General features: G+C 40.7%; 16 protein-coding genes. 13 read left to right on the top strand and 3 right to left on the bottom strand.

Annotation, left to right across the window (positions count from 1 at the left end; all coding sequences use genetic code 11):
- Position 1 precedes the first annotated feature (1 nt).
- Both CD31_RS22500 and CD31_RS22495 read left to right on the top strand, forming a co-directional pair.
- Positions 2–787: a serine hydrolase gene (locus tag CD31_RS22500; protein ID WP_036081505.1), complete on the top strand. Its 786-nt coding sequence runs from the start codon at positions 2–4 to the stop codon at positions 785–787.
- The gene (locus CD31_RS22495) at positions 784–1,611 is read left to right on the top strand and encodes a C40 family peptidase (protein ID WP_036081503.1); all 828 of its coding nucleotides are present in this window, start codon (positions 784–786) and stop codon (positions 1,609–1,611) included. The genes CD31_RS22500 and CD31_RS22495 overlap by 4 nt, the downstream gene beginning before the upstream one ends.
- A gap of 16 nt (positions 1,612–1,627) precedes the next feature.
- Here CD31_RS22495 and CD31_RS22490 read toward each other — a convergent pair whose 3' ends face one another.
- The gene (locus tag CD31_RS22490) at positions 1,628–2,044 is read right to left on the bottom strand and encodes a hypothetical protein (protein ID WP_036081500.1); all 417 of its coding nucleotides are present in this window, start codon (positions 2,042–2,044) and stop codon (positions 1,628–1,630) included.
- Between the two features lie 107 nt (positions 2,045–2,151).
- The gene (locus CD31_RS22485) at positions 2,152–2,910 is read right to left on the bottom strand and encodes a glucosaminidase domain-containing protein (RefSeq protein WP_036081496.1); all 759 of its coding nucleotides are present in this window, start codon (positions 2,908–2,910) and stop codon (positions 2,152–2,154) included.
- 428 nt (positions 2,911–3,338) lie between these two features.
- On the opposite strand from CD31_RS22485, the gene CD31_RS22480 reads away from it, so the two are divergent.
- The 11 genes from CD31_RS22480 (at position 3,339) to CD31_RS23160 (ending at position 14,342) form a co-directional block, all read left to right on the top strand.
- A complete protein-coding gene (locus tag CD31_RS22480) occupies positions 3,339–4,397 on the top strand; it encodes an AAA family ATPase (RefSeq protein WP_036081493.1) in 1,059 nt (352 codons plus the stop codon).
- A gap of 3 nt (positions 4,398–4,400) precedes the next feature.
- Positions 4,401–6,197, top strand: coding sequence for a vWA domain-containing protein (locus CD31_RS22475; protein ID WP_036081490.1), 1,797 nt, complete (start codon positions 4,401–4,403; stop codon positions 6,195–6,197).
- 92 nt (positions 6,198–6,289) lie between these two features.
- Positions 6,290–7,246, top strand: coding sequence for an ABC transporter ATP-binding protein (locus CD31_RS22470; RefSeq protein ID WP_036081487.1), 957 nt, complete (start codon positions 6,290–6,292; stop codon positions 7,244–7,246).
- Complete coding sequence (gene opuFB, locus CD31_RS22465; RefSeq protein ID WP_036081484.1) at positions 7,236–8,756, top strand: osmoprotectant update ABC transporter permease/substrate-binding subunit OpuFB; 1,521 nt, start codon at positions 7,236–7,238, stop codon at positions 8,754–8,756. Before CD31_RS22470 ends, opuFB begins: the two co-directional genes overlap by 11 nt.
- A gap of 118 nt (positions 8,757–8,874) precedes the next feature.
- A complete protein-coding gene (locus CD31_RS22460; RefSeq protein WP_036081481.1) occupies positions 8,875–9,513 on the top strand; it encodes a DUF2975 domain-containing protein in 639 nt (212 codons plus the stop codon).
- An 11-nt stretch (positions 9,514–9,524) separates the two neighbouring features.
- Positions 9,525–9,743, top strand: a complete 219-nt coding sequence (locus tag CD31_RS22455) for a helix-turn-helix domain-containing protein (protein WP_016992054.1) — start codon at positions 9,525–9,527, stop codon at positions 9,741–9,743.
- A 25-nt stretch (positions 9,744–9,768) separates the two neighbouring features.
- A complete protein-coding gene (locus tag CD31_RS22450) occupies positions 9,769–10,092 on the top strand; it encodes a DMT family transporter (protein ID WP_036081477.1) in 324 nt (107 codons plus the stop codon).
- Between the two features lie 13 nt (positions 10,093–10,105).
- Complete coding sequence (locus CD31_RS22445; protein ID WP_036081474.1) at positions 10,106–10,468, top strand: DMT family transporter; 363 nt, start codon at positions 10,106–10,108, stop codon at positions 10,466–10,468.
- 376 nt (positions 10,469–10,844) lie between these two features.
- Positions 10,845–11,516, top strand: coding sequence for an HAD family hydrolase (locus CD31_RS22440; RefSeq protein ID WP_036081471.1), 672 nt, complete (start codon positions 10,845–10,847; stop codon positions 11,514–11,516).
- 122 nt (positions 11,517–11,638) lie between these two features.
- Positions 11,639–12,070: a hypothetical protein gene (locus CD31_RS22435; RefSeq protein WP_036081468.1), complete on the top strand. Its 432-nt coding sequence runs from the start codon at positions 11,639–11,641 to the stop codon at positions 12,068–12,070.
- A gap of 79 nt (positions 12,071–12,149) precedes the next feature.
- On the top strand, positions 12,150–14,342 hold the full coding sequence (locus CD31_RS23160) for a YheC/YheD family protein (protein ID WP_081977538.1): 2,193 nt from the start codon (positions 12,150–12,152) through the stop codon (positions 14,340–14,342).
- Positions 14,343–14,418: 76 nt separating this feature from the next.
- On the opposite strand, the gene CD31_RS22425 is transcribed toward CD31_RS23160, so the two are convergent.
- A complete protein-coding gene (locus CD31_RS22425) occupies positions 14,419–15,630 on the bottom strand; it encodes an ATP-grasp domain-containing protein (RefSeq protein WP_036081465.1) in 1,212 nt (403 codons plus the stop codon).
- Positions 15,631–15,684: the final 54 nt, after the last annotated feature.

The following is a 15,684-nucleotide window of genomic DNA, read 5'->3' as shown; positions in this document are numbered from 1 at the left end:
TATGGAGCAGAGGATTACTACACTTATTCAAGAATCGCCCTACAACGTACATTTGTTTATTAAAAATTTAACAACGAATCAGTTGCTCATCGGTCATCAGCTAGAGGCTTCATTTTCAAGTGCAAGTTTAATCAAAGTGCCGATTCTGCTAGCCCTGCTCTCACATATAGAGAAAAACAAATTATCACTTGATTCTACGCTTACGATTTCACCAGCTGATTGGGTGGATTTTAGTGTAATTAGTGAACAAAGACTTACACAAAGCACTTTCTATGAGCTGCTAGTGTGGATGATTATGACAAGCGATAATACAGCTACGAACGTCCTAATTGATGTAGTTGGCATGGAATATTTGAATGACTATTTTCAGCATATTGGTTTACAGGACACACTGCTACAGCGAAAAATGATGGATGTGGAGCAGCTAGCAAAGGGCATAGATAATCGCACATCAGCAAGGGATATGGCACATCTTTATACGCAAATCTATCAGCAAAAGCTTTTATCGGCTTCTTACAATAAACTAGTCATTGATATTTTAAGCCGTCAGCGTGTATATGACTCCCTAAAGCGCTATCTAGTAGATGATGTGAGGCTGGCACATAAAACAGGCGGACTGGATACCGTCGATCATGATGTGGGGATATTTTACACGCATGCAGTCGATTATAGTATGGGTTTTTTTATAACAAATGTAACGGACAATGATCAGGCACGCCAACTCATTGGTCGTCTATCAAAAGTTGTCTATGACCAGCTGGTGAAGCGGAAGGGGGGAGAAGGATGAAGGCTATCGTTACAGCCATGATTGCTAGCTTGCATGCCATGCCAGATAAAGCTTCTGAAATAATCGATGAAGTGCTTTATGGGATGACCGTAGAGATTATCAGTGATGTCAATGACGCTTGGGTTTCTATTCGAACGGCCTATCGTTACGAGGGCTATTGTCAGAAGGCAGACTTACTGCAGGAGGAAGCACTTGCAGCTACATGGCAACAAGATGCACAGTATGTAGTCTGTCAAAGCTTTGCAGATGTTTTGCAGCAGCCACGTATTCAAAGTACAAAGCTGCTAACGCTTGTAAGAGGCTCTTCCATTTGTGTCATGTCAGACGAAGCAGTACCTGAAGAATGGTCAGCTGTACAGCTAGTGTCAGGACAAATAGGGTATGTTCGAACAAAATGGCTACAGCCTAAAATAACAGCATATTCATTATCGGAGCAGCAGTTCCGAGAAAATGTGGTGGACACAGCGCTCAGCTATTTAACGGCCCCTTATCGCTGGGGTGGCAAATCGCCACTAGGTATTGATTGCTCTGGTTTATGTTCAATGGCTTATCTGTTAAACGGTGTCTATATTTATCGTGATGCCCGAATAGTAGAGGGCTTCCCTATCGTTAACATAGAGCAAGACCAAATGCAGAAGGGTGATTTAATCTATTTTCCAAGTCATATTGCTCTATACATGGGTGATGATTTGTATGTCCATTCATCGTTAGGTGGTAATGAAGTAACCATTAATAGTCTAGATGCCAAACATCCCCTCTATCGACAGGATTTAGCCACAACCATACTAGCAGTAGGTACTTTATATAACTCGCAGAAGGACTAGTTAAGCCTTGATGCTATTAAGCTTTTTTGAAGGTCAGTCCCATTTTGAGGATGATAAACGTACTGAGATGGATCAGTACTAACACGATGAACTGCCATAGCCCAATTAAAAATGTACTCATGCATAAATCAAACACTGCTTCACCTGGCGGCATATCTGGATAGGGCTTTAATTGCCCATAATGCCACACAAAATAACAGGCGATAGAGGTGCCTTGTCCGACATAGACAAAGGTCCAATGGATAGAAGCGGCTACTCTTTGCCGACTACAACATAGTAAAAGGTTCGATAAAATAATAAGAGTGGGGAAAATAATAAGATAAAAGGAACCCTCAGCTATGTTTGGTATGAAATATAGGTGGTAGCTAAGCTGAATCAATGGCAATAGCACAAGGTTAACGGCAAAAAGACTGAGCAATTGTGTACGCTTCACTGTGTTCCTATCCTTTCCGTATTTTTTCACTAAGACGTTTTGACAAACGAATTAGTTTCATGAGAAAAAACGTCCATACTCCTCGATGAGTCATGGACGTTTTTGTGTTAATAATGATAAATATTAAGTTGCTGACCTGCTTCAAGTCGTTCTGTTCGAAGCTGATTCCATTGCTTAAGTGATGTCACTTTCACATTATAGGCTTCGGCAATCTTCAAAAGTGAATCTCCATCAGCCACCGTGATGGTTTTCTTATCTTTTACAGGACTATCATACTGTTGAAGGTCATATTTTGCGATTAATGTATTTAATTTTTCATTGTAAGCCGAATCAGTTGCATAGGAGCCTGTTAAAAACTTCGTCGCATCTGTATAGGTAGTGGTGTTGCTTTTGAAAACGCCTGCGTAAAAATCTTTATTCCATGAAACGCCATTACGCATTAATTTTACATAATCCTGCATGGACGCTTCATAGGAAGGGTATTTGCGGAAGTCAGCCATGATGGTAGAAAGGTTGCCTGACCCATCATCCTCTGTGGTTTCGAGTGTGACGGAATTATTTTGGTAGCTGCCTTTCATTCCAAAAAGATTATAATTAGGGGCAGAGCCAAGTCCACTTTGCCCATGCTCACTTTCTAGAATCGCCTGAGCGATCATCACGGATGCATATAAGTCATTGTCAGCACCAAGATCTCGTGCGGTCTCTGCAATCTCACCGATAAACTCTTCCACACTTGGACGATCATCAATAACCACAGACTCTTCTCTTTCAGTCGTATTAAATAACTGTGTTACCATATAAAACGAAATACAAATGACAACAACGGCAATCATAAGTCCTTTAAAAAAGTTTAGCACGTATTTCATTGTAGCTGGATGTTGGTCGTGACCACATCTCCCTCCCTTCTATTAAAAGTTTAGCTATCTCTCATTATTACAGAGAGTGAAAGAGATGTATAGTTGAATAGACTTCATCATTAATAGAACGTCTCCTGCCTTAAGTTAGTTCCTAAATCTATCTTAAAATTCTGAGACATAAATTGAATCTCTCAAAATCCCCTTATTCACTAAAATCCTTGTAAAACTTGGCCCACCAAGAGTCTGCTGGAAATGTTGTGAAATTGCCATAAGCTGAAAGCCCATATGTAAAGGTCACGAACTCTCTATTACAGTTTTTCTTATCTTCTCACAGCTAGTAATTGGCAGTCAATTTCATAGAATGGTAGAGACAAGAATAATTTCATAGAAAATGGTATTATAAACCTTTAAAACAATTAGTTGAAAGGGCGTTTTGATTGAATACGATTTATAATGTGACACAAAAACAGCTATATGATTTTCTACTGAATGTAGCGACAATAAGACCAGTCTTTATTTGGGGGGCACCTGGCATTGGGAAATCAGCGATTGTTGAAAATTTCGCCAGTGAATTAGGGCTACCCTGTGTGTCGTTATTGGGCAGTCAGCTAGCACCTGAGGATATTATTGGTGTTCCGCAGATAAAGGATGGCTACAGTGTTTTTTGCCCACCCAAAATGATTGCACGCGATGAACCTTATTGCCTTTTTTTAGATGAATTAAATGCTTGCTCACAGGAAGTACAAAAAGCGTTTTATAGTCTTATTCATGAACGCAGAATTGGAGAGTTTACATTGCCAGAGGGTACGATTGTTATTGGTGCAGGCAATCGGGCTCAGGATAATGCGATTGTTAAGCCGATGTCCTCCGCATTAATCAATCGGATGGTCCATGTTCAGCTGAGGGCATCACATAAAGATTGGCTTGAATGGGCCTATGCACATGAAATACATCCATATGTGATTGAGTATATTCAAATGCGTCCCGATCATTTATGGAGCGAACCACCGAAAACAGAAGAACCCTTCTCCACGCCTCGTTCATGGCATATGTTAAGTGATTGTTTGTATGCATATGGCAGCAGCTTACAAGAACAAACAATCGATCTATTAGCAAGTAGCTGCCTATCCGCGCATACTGCCAGTCAATTTAAAGCCTTTATCAAGCAAGTGCAAAGTAAATACGATCTCGCTAAAATTATTCAAGGAGAATTACGTTGGCCCGATCAACCTGATGAAAGAGATTTGCTTTATTTCCTGGCACAATCCTTCCGTGCTCAGTTACTGAAGGAGCTTCCGAACGAGCATACGATATTGAAGGGAAATCAACGGCAATTAGCCTTTCGAGCCAAAGACTTGATCAAGGACCTATCATCCATCAGCTTAGAAATCGCGCAGATGGTTGTGTCAGAGCAAAAGGGTGAAGCATTGCCTGCCTGGTTTATGCTGGAGGTTATCCGAGATTTACCACGTTTAGTAGCCAAAAAGGAAGGGTAGCTTATGGCCAAAAAAAAGAAAGCATTACAGCAGGAGCATAAAAATGAGAAAGCCATCGCACGTGGGCATGACATTGTCTGTACACATCCCCTGTTTGAGGCGTTGTGTCATGCTGTTTACATGCAATACGAAAGTATGCCACAAAAGGATTGGGCTTACGTTACAAGCACAGGTGTTATTTATGTGAATCAGGATAAAAAAGGTCAGCCAAATGAATGGGCTTATGTGATTGCGCATTGCTTGCTACACCTTGGCCTACATCATCATCAACCAAAAGAGCAGCAGGAGCTGTGGAATATTGCCTGTGACTGCTATATAACAAAATTTTTAGCAGAGCTAAAATTTGGTCAAGCACCAAAGGAAATGAATAATCCTCTTTTTGAGGCCATTAGCTCTGAGGAAAAATTATATGAACGATTTTTACGCGAAGGTGTACCAGATGATTTGAAAGGCTATAGTACAATGCCAGGTCAAGTGGACTTTGTTATTTCACAAAATCAAACAGGCTATCTATATCGAGGGAATAGTAATTTCGCTGCATTATTTGCAGAAGGTTTAGCGAAAGCCGTGCAAAGTGCCATTCGCGTAGCGGGAGGGGTAGAAAATACATTTGGAGGCACAACGAGGGTAACACAAGCACAACGCGCAAAGGCATGGTTTATGAGCTCCTATCCCTTATTCGGTGCTTTGGCAGCAGATTTTACGATCATTGAAGATCCACTTATTTGCACAAGAATGGATATCTCAGTCGCAGCCATTGCAGTGGAAACGAAGGAGATTTATTTGAATACCGCTATGGGAATGACCGATGAGGAAATGCGCTTTTTAATGGCACACGAATTGCTGCATGCGGGGTTAAGCCATGCTACCCGCAGACAAGGACGTGATCCCTACTTGTGGAATGTTGCTTGTGATTATGTTATCAATGGCTGGCTCATCGATATGCAAATCGGCGAGATGCCAGCATTTGGCGGACTATATGATCCAGCATTAAAAGGACTTTCAGCCGAATCTATTTATGATCGCATAGTGACAGATATGAGGATGTATCGCAAATTAAGAACCTTTCGAGGGCAGGGCATCGGAGATATGATCGAAGCGAGTCCACCAGATTTTTGGGAAGGCAAGGTTGGCGTGGATTTAGATGCTTTTTATAGAAGGGCATTGAGTCAAGGGTTAAGCTATCATTTGACCCAAGAGAGAGGCTATTTGCCACAAGGGCTCATTGAGGAAATTCGTAGCCTAGCACAGCCTCCTATTGCCTGGGATGTGGCATTAGCCAAATGGTTTGATCGGATGTTTCAACCGATAGAGAAAGTGAGAACGTATACTCGCCCAAGTAGAAGACAAGCATCGACACCTGATATAGCTAGACCAAGATGGATACATCAAAGCGGAGAGGAAGATGGACGTACTTTCGCAGTCCTTATTGATACATCAGGCTCCATGGACCGTCTCTTACTAGGAAAAGCACTCGGCACAATAGCGAGCTATAGCATCGCTAGAGATGTTCCCTTTGTTCGCGTTCTATTTTGTGATGCTGTTGCCTATGACGCGGGCTATCTAGCACCTGAAGAACTATTAACGAAAGTGAAGGTAAGAGGGAGAGGAGGCACAGTATTACAGCCTGGTATCCAGCTACTTGAAGCAGCACAGGATTTTCCTAAGGATGGTCCTATCCTGATTATTACAGATGGACAATGTGATCGTTTAGCCATAAAAAGAGAGCATGCCTTCGTACTACCACAGGGGGCCAAGCTACCATTTGTGCCCAAAGGCGAGGTATTTAGAATGAAATAGTTTCACCTACCTACAAATGTTTGAAATGATTTTTGTTGGTGAAATATAAAAAGTGAACGCATTTCATGAGCGAATTCTAAAGGAGATGACAGATGATTACATTTGATAATGTCTCAAAACAATATGATAACGACCAAATAGCTGTCAAAGCACTAAATGTAGAAATTAAAAAGGGTGAATTCTTTGTTATTATTGGCCCTAGCGGATGCGGCAAAACCACTTTATTGAAGATGATTAATCGATTAATACCCTTAACAGCAGGCACCATCTGGATCAATGATAAAAGAATTAGCGATTATAATATCCATGAGCTGCGTTGGAGTATTGGCTATGTACTACAGCAAATCGCCCTGTTTCCGCATATGACGATAGAGGAAAATATTGCTATTGTACCAGAATTGAAGAAATGGAGTAAAACGAAAATCCATCAGCGTGTAGACGAACTATTAGCGCTGGTGGGGCTGGAGCCAGCGAAATATCGTCAGCGAAAGCCAAAGGAGTTATCAGGAGGCGAACAGCAAAGGGTTGGCGTTGTTCGTGCCTTGGCAGCTGACCCAGAAATTATTTTAATGGATGAGCCTTTTAGTGCGTTAGATCCAATCAGTCGCACCAAACTACAGGATGATCTACTTGAGATGCAGCGTACCATTCAGAAAACCATTGTATTTGTATCACATGATATGCAGGAAGCACTGAAATTAGGAGATCGCCTCTGTATTATGAAAGAGGGAGAAATTGTTCAGATAGGCACGCCACAGCAATTGCTACAAAATCCTGTAAATGATTTTGTCCAACAGTTTATTGGAGGTAAGCAGACAGATCAATTGTATACGATCCATGATGTGTTACAACCAATCACAGTGACAAACGACTTTGGGCATACCATTCCTGTAGATGCCCCATTTCCTACGATTCTTGAAAAATTAGCCGAGCATGACTTGTTAGGTGTCGAAGAGAATGGCAAGCTCATTGGCATGGTGACAAGAGCTTCTATGCTCCGTTATTTAGCAGCGGATTCTAAGAAAAGAGGGCATGTACATGGTGGCTAATGTGGTAGATGTATTTCAGGAACGGAAGGCACAGCTACTGGCTGCATTACTAGAGCATATCCAAATCTCTTTTATCGCGCTATTTTTTGCTGTCCTCATCGCTATTCCCCTAGGTATCTATTTAACTAACAAAAAGAAAATAGCCGAGAGTATTATTGGGATCAGTGCTGTGCTGCAAACGATCCCTTCCTTAGCGTTGCTTGGCTTATTGATTCCGTTATTTGGTATTGGGAAAGTTCCCGCAATTATTGCATTAGTTGTCTATGCGCTATTGCCCATTCTGCGAAACACCTACACGGGCATCAATGAGGTTGACCCATCACTGAAGGAAGCGGCATTAGCTATGGGAATGAATCGATCAAAGCGTTTAGTAAAGGTTGAGCTACCACTCGCTATGCCTGTTATGATGGCTGGTATTCGCACAGCAATGGTGCTGATTGTGGGGACAGCAACATTAGCGGCTTTAATTGGCGCAGGTGGCTTAGGGGATATCATATTACTAGGCATTGACCGAAATAACACGGCACTCATTCTAATAGGAGCCATTCCCGCCGCTATGTTAGCCTTGATTTTTGATGTGGCGCTTAAAAAATTAGAATTGCTGTCCTTTAAAAAAACAATAACGACGTTAAGTGTTATTAGTTTAGCGGCACTGGTAATGATTTTCTTCCCGCTCCTAAGCAGTAAACAGCAAGACGAAATTGTCATTGCAGGAAAGCTTGGCGCGGAGCCCGAGATTCTCATCAATATGTATAAATTATTGATTGAGCAGGAGACCGATTTAACGGTGCAATTAAAGCCAGGGCTTGGCAAAACTTCATTTGTATTCAATGCATTGAAATCGGGCAGTATTGATATTTACCCTGAATTTACAGGCACAACCATTTCGGAATTTTTAAAGGAAGAAGCTATTAATAATAACCAAGAGGATGTCTATCTTCAGGCAAAAAAGGGGATGCAGGAACAATTCGATATGGTCATGCTAAGTCCTATGAGCTATAACAATACGTATGCACTCGCTGTATCAGAGGAGCTGGCTGAGAGCTATCAACTGCAAAAAATCTCTGACCTTAAGCCGATAGAGCAAAAGGTGAAAGCAGGCTTTACATTAGAATTTAATGACCGTGAGGATGGATATGTGGGCATACAAAAACGGTATGGGATAGCCTTTACGACACTTGCAACGATGGAGCCAAAGCTTCGCTATCAGGCAATACAATCAGGTGATATAAATTTGCTCGATGCTTATTCAACGGATAGTGAAATTCGTCAATACAAGCTACGCGTATTGGAAGACGATCAAGCATTGTTCCCACCATACCAGGGAGCGCCTTTACTAAGGAAAGAAACGCTGACTGACTATCCAGAGATTGGAGAAGCGTTAAATCAACTAGCTGATCACATTACGGATGATGAAATGCGAGAGATGAATTATCAGGTGAATGTAGAAGGAAAGCTTGCAGCAGAAGTAGCAAAAGAATATTTAGTAAAGATAGGATTACTAAAATAAACCCTCTAGCTTTAGAGGGTTTATTTTTATCAATAATTTATTAATGATAAACATTAAAAAATTATTGATAGAGATAAAAGGGAATGTATAATAGAGAGAAGGGAAGGAGAGGTTGATAATGGGGCAAACAATTCAAAGTAAAGAATTTCGATGGATGACAAAGGGGCTTCGTACCGCTTTTACCATCATCATGGTGATGATGATTTTTGCCTTGACGATGCTCGCAATTTTTATGGTGGGAGCAATGGTGGTATCAGAGCAACAAGTGAATCATTTATTGGCAAAGGGGAGTGTGACCGCTGCCGTTCAGTTAGAAGGATTGGAAATGAAGCTGGCAGACCATGTGACAAGTGACATTCACTATTCAAAAAAAGATGTCATGACCTTCCTATTTACTGCTACAATATACATAGCTATTTTACTGTTTATTATTGTACAAGTAAGGAATATTTTAAGTAATTTATCAAAAGGTATTGTATTTTCACTCGCTAATAGTAAAAAAATGGAGAGAATTGCCTACTGTGTGATTGTATTGAGTTTGACAGTGAATGCATTTCGTACATATACCGTCTATCTAATCATGCAACAATTCCAACTGGAGTCCCGATTTGTGGAGACAGGTTTGATTAAGGGGATTAGCTATCATTTTACAGGCATTCATTGGACTCTTTTACTATGTGGTGTGGTGATTTGGACCTTTGCACGTATTTTCCGATACGGTGCATTCCTTCAGGATGAATATGATGCAACAGCTTAGGAAGTGAAAACATGACCATAATTATTCGATTAGATCGTATGCTAGCCGATCGTAAAATGCAGCTGAGTGAACTTGCAGAGAAGGTGGATGTCTCGATTGTCAATCTCTCTAATTTAAAAACGGGCAAGGTAAGAGCCGTACGTTTTTCTACATTAAATGCCATTTGTAAAGCTTTGGGCTGCCAGCCAGGAGACATATTGGAGTATGTAGAGGAAGAAGATGACATCTAGAAGCAAAGCAGAAAGGATTTTTTAAATGACGGCTTTTAGTTTTTTAATGCTCGCTATTATAGCAGAGGTTTTTGCCAGTTCCATGCTCAAGCGTACGGAGGGCTTCACACGAATTGGGCCATCAATTGGCGTAGTAGTAGGCTATGGAACGGCTTTTTATTGTTTAGCCTTAACATTGAAAGTGATTCCTATCGGCACAGCCTATGCAATATGGGCAGGCTTAGGGACAGCGTTAACCGCTATTGTGGGTGTTGTCCTTTATAAGGAACGATTTAATCGCAAGAAAGTATTAGGAGTTCTGTGCATTATTCTGGGTGTCGTAGTACTCAATCTTGCGGGTGGTCATTAGGAGGCTGAACAGGATGAAAGGCTATTTATTTTTAACACTATCGATTATAAGCGAGGTTTTTGCAACAACCATGCTGAAGTTCTCAGACGGCTTTACTGTCCTTGCTCCCTCCTTGGCGGTCGCAATTGGCTATGGTATTTCGTTTTATAGCCTATCGCTCTGCTTAAAAACCATGCCATTAAGCTTGGCCTACGCTATCTGGTCAGGTGTCGGTACAGCTTTAACCGTTCTAGTAGGCATTGTCATTTGGCACGATATTTTTACTGTTTATTCTGCGATCGGTATTGCCCTCATTATAGGAGGCGTTATCTTGTTGAATCAGGGGGATAAAGGTGAAGAAGTGGTGGATAGCCTGGCAAAAGGGTCAGATCTGTGAGGATAGGCGGATAGAAATGCGAAAGTAGCGGATAGTAGGTCTAAATGGATGGATAGGATTAGTAAAGTGGTGGATAGCCTGGCAAAAGGGTCAGATCTGTGAGGATAGGCGGATAGAAAGGCGAAAGTAGCGGATAGCAGGTCTAAAATGATGGATAGGATTAGTAAAGTGGTGGATAGCCTGGCAAAAGGGTCAGATCTGCGAGGATAGGCGGATAGAAATGCGAAAGTAGTGGATAGCAGGTCTAAAATGATGGATAGGATTAGCAAATCGACGGATAGCAGGCCGAATTCAACGGATAGCCCTGCAAAAACCTAGGCTTAGTTCATCGCAAACGACCGTTGAAAAGTCAAACCAATAGAATGGAGAGAATTTGATGATAAAAGCGCTAATTTTTGATTTTGACGGTACAATCATTGATACGGAAACAGCATGGTATAACGTTTTTAAAGATGCCTATGCACAATATGGTGTTGAATTATCGCTAGCAACCTATGCTAAGTGCCTTGGGACCAATCTTCAAACTTTTAATCCCTATACATATCTTATTACACATCATCACATACAACTGGATGTGGAGGCTTTTCAAACATCCATTCAGCAACGCCATGCACAATGGATGGAAACGGAAACGCTAAGACCTGGTATTTTAGCATTGCTCCAGCAGGCAAAGGAAGCGGGTTTGAAAATTGGACTTGCTAGTAGCTCCGGTCGTCAATGGATTGATATGTATGTGGATAGGCTGGGTATCCGACATTACTTTGATTGCTTTTGTAGCGCTGATACGGTGACAAATGTTAAGCCTGATCCAGAGCTTTACTTGCAGGCGCTTGAACAATTAGGAGTAGAGGCTGATGAGGCCGTGGCAATTGAGGATTCACCGAATGGCGCACAAGCCGCTGTAGCAGCGGGGCTTTATACAGTGGTCATTCCGAACGAGATTACCAAGCAATTACCATTCCATACAAAACACCATACCGTAACTGCATTAGAACATTATACAATACATGATCTCCTCGCATGTTTTGCAAAAACCTCCCCCTCATAGGTGGAGGTTTTTTTAGTTTCTTTAGGAAGAAGTCGCCATATTTTTTGTCGCAACATATGATAACGAGAGGGCAACTTACACGGATCAAATCGTATAGTCAAACTAAGAGAGGGGGCTACGAATTGAATAGTGATAAGAAAAGAAATCACTTTTTATGTGAAGCTTTAAGTGATTTAAAGGATCTTCAGGATATTATGATGAATTTTCATTCTAAATATTTTGGTCAGCTACTTATTAAAATTGTCGGGAGTGATACGATTCCATTTTTTTTAATTACCCATAGTGGTGCGCATTTAAGCTTATTGGATACAGTGAAACAGTTTGAGACAGAGTTTTTCCGCATTGAGGCTGTTGATAGAGAGCGTTGTCGTGGCACAGTATCGTTGTTGCGTGCTTTTGATTATGAAGGAAACGATACAAATTCGATTGCAGATGTGGTGAGGCTAGAAAAAACAAGTACAAAGAAATCTATTGAACTCAGTGGTATATCGGCCATTCAGCTCTTAAAGCCAGACATGCTGAAGGGGAAATTTATCATAGAGCCGAAATGGTAGTGCCATATTAAACTACTAAAGCTAGAGCATCTGTCTATATGCAAGGGATACAAAATGAATGTAATAGAGAGAGAATCTAATGAAAGGAAGTTTAGCTATGACGATTATTGGTATGCTGCATCATCGACTTGATCCAACAACAGTGCTCAAGTCCTATGCCTTTGCAGCAGTTGCGAAAGCAGAAGGCGCAACGTTTTTTTACTTCACACCTAAAAGTGTGGACTTTGCCAAACGGTCTATTCGAGCAAAGGTCTATGAGAATGGGCAATGGCAGGAAAAAACGATGCCCTTTCCTGATGTTATCTATAATGCAGGAAGCCCTGAGAAATTATCTGTTTCGAAGGAGATTATTGATCGTTTAAAAGAGGAGATACCATTTACAACTCATTCAATCGGGAACAAATGGAATGTGATGAAACGATTAAAGGAAGCGAAGGAATTTGAACAGTATTTGATTCCCTCCGAAATTGTAAAGGATGCCGATTTATTTCATAAGTTCGTTAATTATTATAAACGAGTTGTGTTTAAGCCAATTGATGGACGAAAAGGGAAGGGCATTTATTTTATAACGAAGGCGGGAGCCAAGTATTTTGAGGTGAAAAAGGATAGCACCACGACAACCTATACAAAGCCACAATTGGATTCCTTGATAAAGGAGCAACTTGCGTCTGGCACCTTTATTATGCAGCCGTATATTCAATCAGTTACAAAATCTGGTCAGGTCTATGATTTCCGCCTGCATGTTCAAAAAAATGGAGAAGGTAAATGGGTAGTGACAACGGTGTATCCACGCATTGCACCGAATGGCTCCATCATACCGAATATTAATAATGGTGGCTATACCAATTATTTAGATCCTTTTTTGGAGCAGGAGTTTAAGGAAGAGGCCTATAATATTCGGCGAATGCTTGAGCATTTTTCACTAGCGCTGGCACATCATCTGGATGAAATTCAAATGGCGAAATTTGGGGAAGTTATTGATGAAATTGGCATTGATGTGGGCTTAGATCAAAATCAAAAAATTTGGATGTATGAGGTCAATTGGCGCCCAGGCTGTCCTCCTGCCTTTTACTTGGAATTAGATGTGGTCATCCATTCCATCCGTTATGCGATGTATCTTGCCAAAAATCAAAAACCGCTGAAAAAGAAAATTGACCAACAAAAAAGTAAGCAGGTGGAGGCAAAGAAAACCCTGCCGATTATTGCGATTACAGGAAGTGCGGGGAAAACTACTACAAAGGCATTTGTTGGTTCGATCTTATCGAAAAAGTGGAATGTATTTGAATCAAAGGATTATTGGAATACGACAGAGCATACGAAAAAACATAAGGAAGAAATCAATGATACACATCAGGCTGTTGTATTAGAGTATGGTATGGCTTACCCAGGCATTATTACCAATCACTGCAGCATCATCCAGCCGAATATTAGTATTGTAACGAATATAGGCTTAGCCCATGTTGGGAACTTTGATGGAGATGTAAGGGGCGTTGCCAAGGCAAAATCGGAATTGATTCATGGCATGGACCAACAGGGCTTACTCATTGTCAATCAAGATGATGACAATTCAAGATACTTAGAGACACAGCAATTTAAAGGGAAAATCATCACAGTAGGGATTAAAAAGGAAGCGGATTACCGTGCATATGATTTGCAATATAAAGATGTTGGCATGTCTTTTAAAATGAAGCTGCATGGCCAAGAAATAGATTTGTATATTCCTATTTTAGGAGAACATCATGTTTACAACGCACTGAATGCAGTGGCAGTGGCTGATCTTTTAGGGTTTAGTCCGCTTGATATTCAGGCAGGTCTCAACTTTAAAAAACCACCAAGACGCTTAACGATTTATAATTGCCGTGATGATATAACGGTTATTGATGATACAGTACACTCTCATCCGCAGGGGGTTCGTGCTGCGCTCGATGTACTGAAGAATATCGCGACAAATCGCAAGGTAGCCATAATTGGGCAAATGCGAGAACTTGGTGTCTTGAGAGAAGAGGAATATCGTAAGGTTGGGGAGTATGTATATGAGATAGGCATCGATGAATTTATTACCTATGGCTTTAGGACAGATGAAATGAGTAATGCAGCCATTGCGAAGGGCATGGACCCATCCAGAGTACATCATTTTATTAATAAAGATCAATTGCATGTCCTCCTTGAAAAGCTCATTAAGCCTCATGATACCATTCTTGTGAAGGGTGCAAGTAAAACCAATATGTTCGAAACCGTGAAATTTTTAGATCAAACGTTTAAAGAAGAATGATCCATTATGACTTATGAAGATAAAAAAGCCCGAGTAACTGTCCACTGGCAAGCGGCAATTATTCGGGATATTTTTTTCAAACTCTTAAAATGAATTTTATTTCCTTCGCTGCATTGATGGCGTGATTTCTTGCTTCCTTCAAGGTAGCTCCCTCTGCTATAACATAGGCGTATCGGTGACCCATCGATAAAGGTGGAGTGAGGAGGGTGCCTCTTCTTGGTTTGACATATACTTCTACGACGCCAGTTGATCTTGTCGCTCTTGCCTTGCCAATAACCTTTTCTAAAATCCCTCTACTTTCCACAATGACATATTTTGTATAAACAAATTTTTTGTGTCTTGGTTGCAGATTCGGCTGTTCTCCTAGCAAAATCTTCAGTGTTTCTTCTACTAAACTAAAACCTAGAGCTGCTTGTAGCATATTATTCATAGCGCCACCTGAAATTCGAGGATTGATCTCGATAAGTTTCCAACCATTTTGGGTTAATCGAAGCTCTAAATGGAGCGCCCCATTCTCAATACCAAAGGCTTTCACGATGGAATGGAGTACCTCCTCGATGCCTGATTGGATGTCTTTAGGGGCTTTCACTAGAACACCATAGCCAGTAATGATAAATCGTTTTCCTTGCGTAATTTCTTGCTCAATTATACCAATGACATGTGGTTGTCGTTGATAAACAACCGCCTCTACTAAATATTGAGGACCATCTAGATATTCTTCAATCATGATGGTTTCATAGGGATTTTTACTACGCAGTGCTTTGAGGTGGTTATTAAGCTGATCGGCATCCGTTGCTAGTAAGACATCTTTTGAGCCTGTTGATTTAGGAGATTTTACGATTAATGGAAAGGTTAAATTTTTAGCTATAGGTTCGTTCGGTTTCATGAGCGAAAATTTTGGTGAGTATGGTTGGTCTTGTAAAAACTTTCTTGTTTTTTCTTTATCCTCCATAGTTTCAATGGCACTGGAGGATGTATAGTTCTGACAAAATTCATCACATAGTATTGAAGCAATATGGACAAATGGATCAACAAAACTAACGATACTTTTAATATTTAATCCAGTTTTTCCTAGTTTCTCAATTTCGTCTTTCATGCTCTCGATATCAAAAGTATCAATGAGTATCATTTTATGGATGTCGGGGTAGGCTCTGCGCTGCTGAAGTTGTTTTTCATTATTTGTGAAAAGTACTGTGAAGTAGCCTAATTTTTCTGCTGCCCTTGTTGCTTCACGACTAGACCCAGATTTGTTTGTACCGATAAATACAATGGCTTTCAGGTATATCACTCCTTCTATTGGTACTTAGATACTTAATCACCTTTATATATATGCAATGAAATA

Origin of the sequence: Lysinibacillus boronitolerans JCM 21713 = 10a = NBRC 103108, from assembly GCF_000772935.1 — a bacterium.
Lineage (GTDB): Bacteria > Bacillota > Bacilli > Bacillales_A > Planococcaceae > Lysinibacillus > Lysinibacillus boronitolerans.
This window is presented reverse-complemented; position numbering and strand designations above follow the sequence as displayed.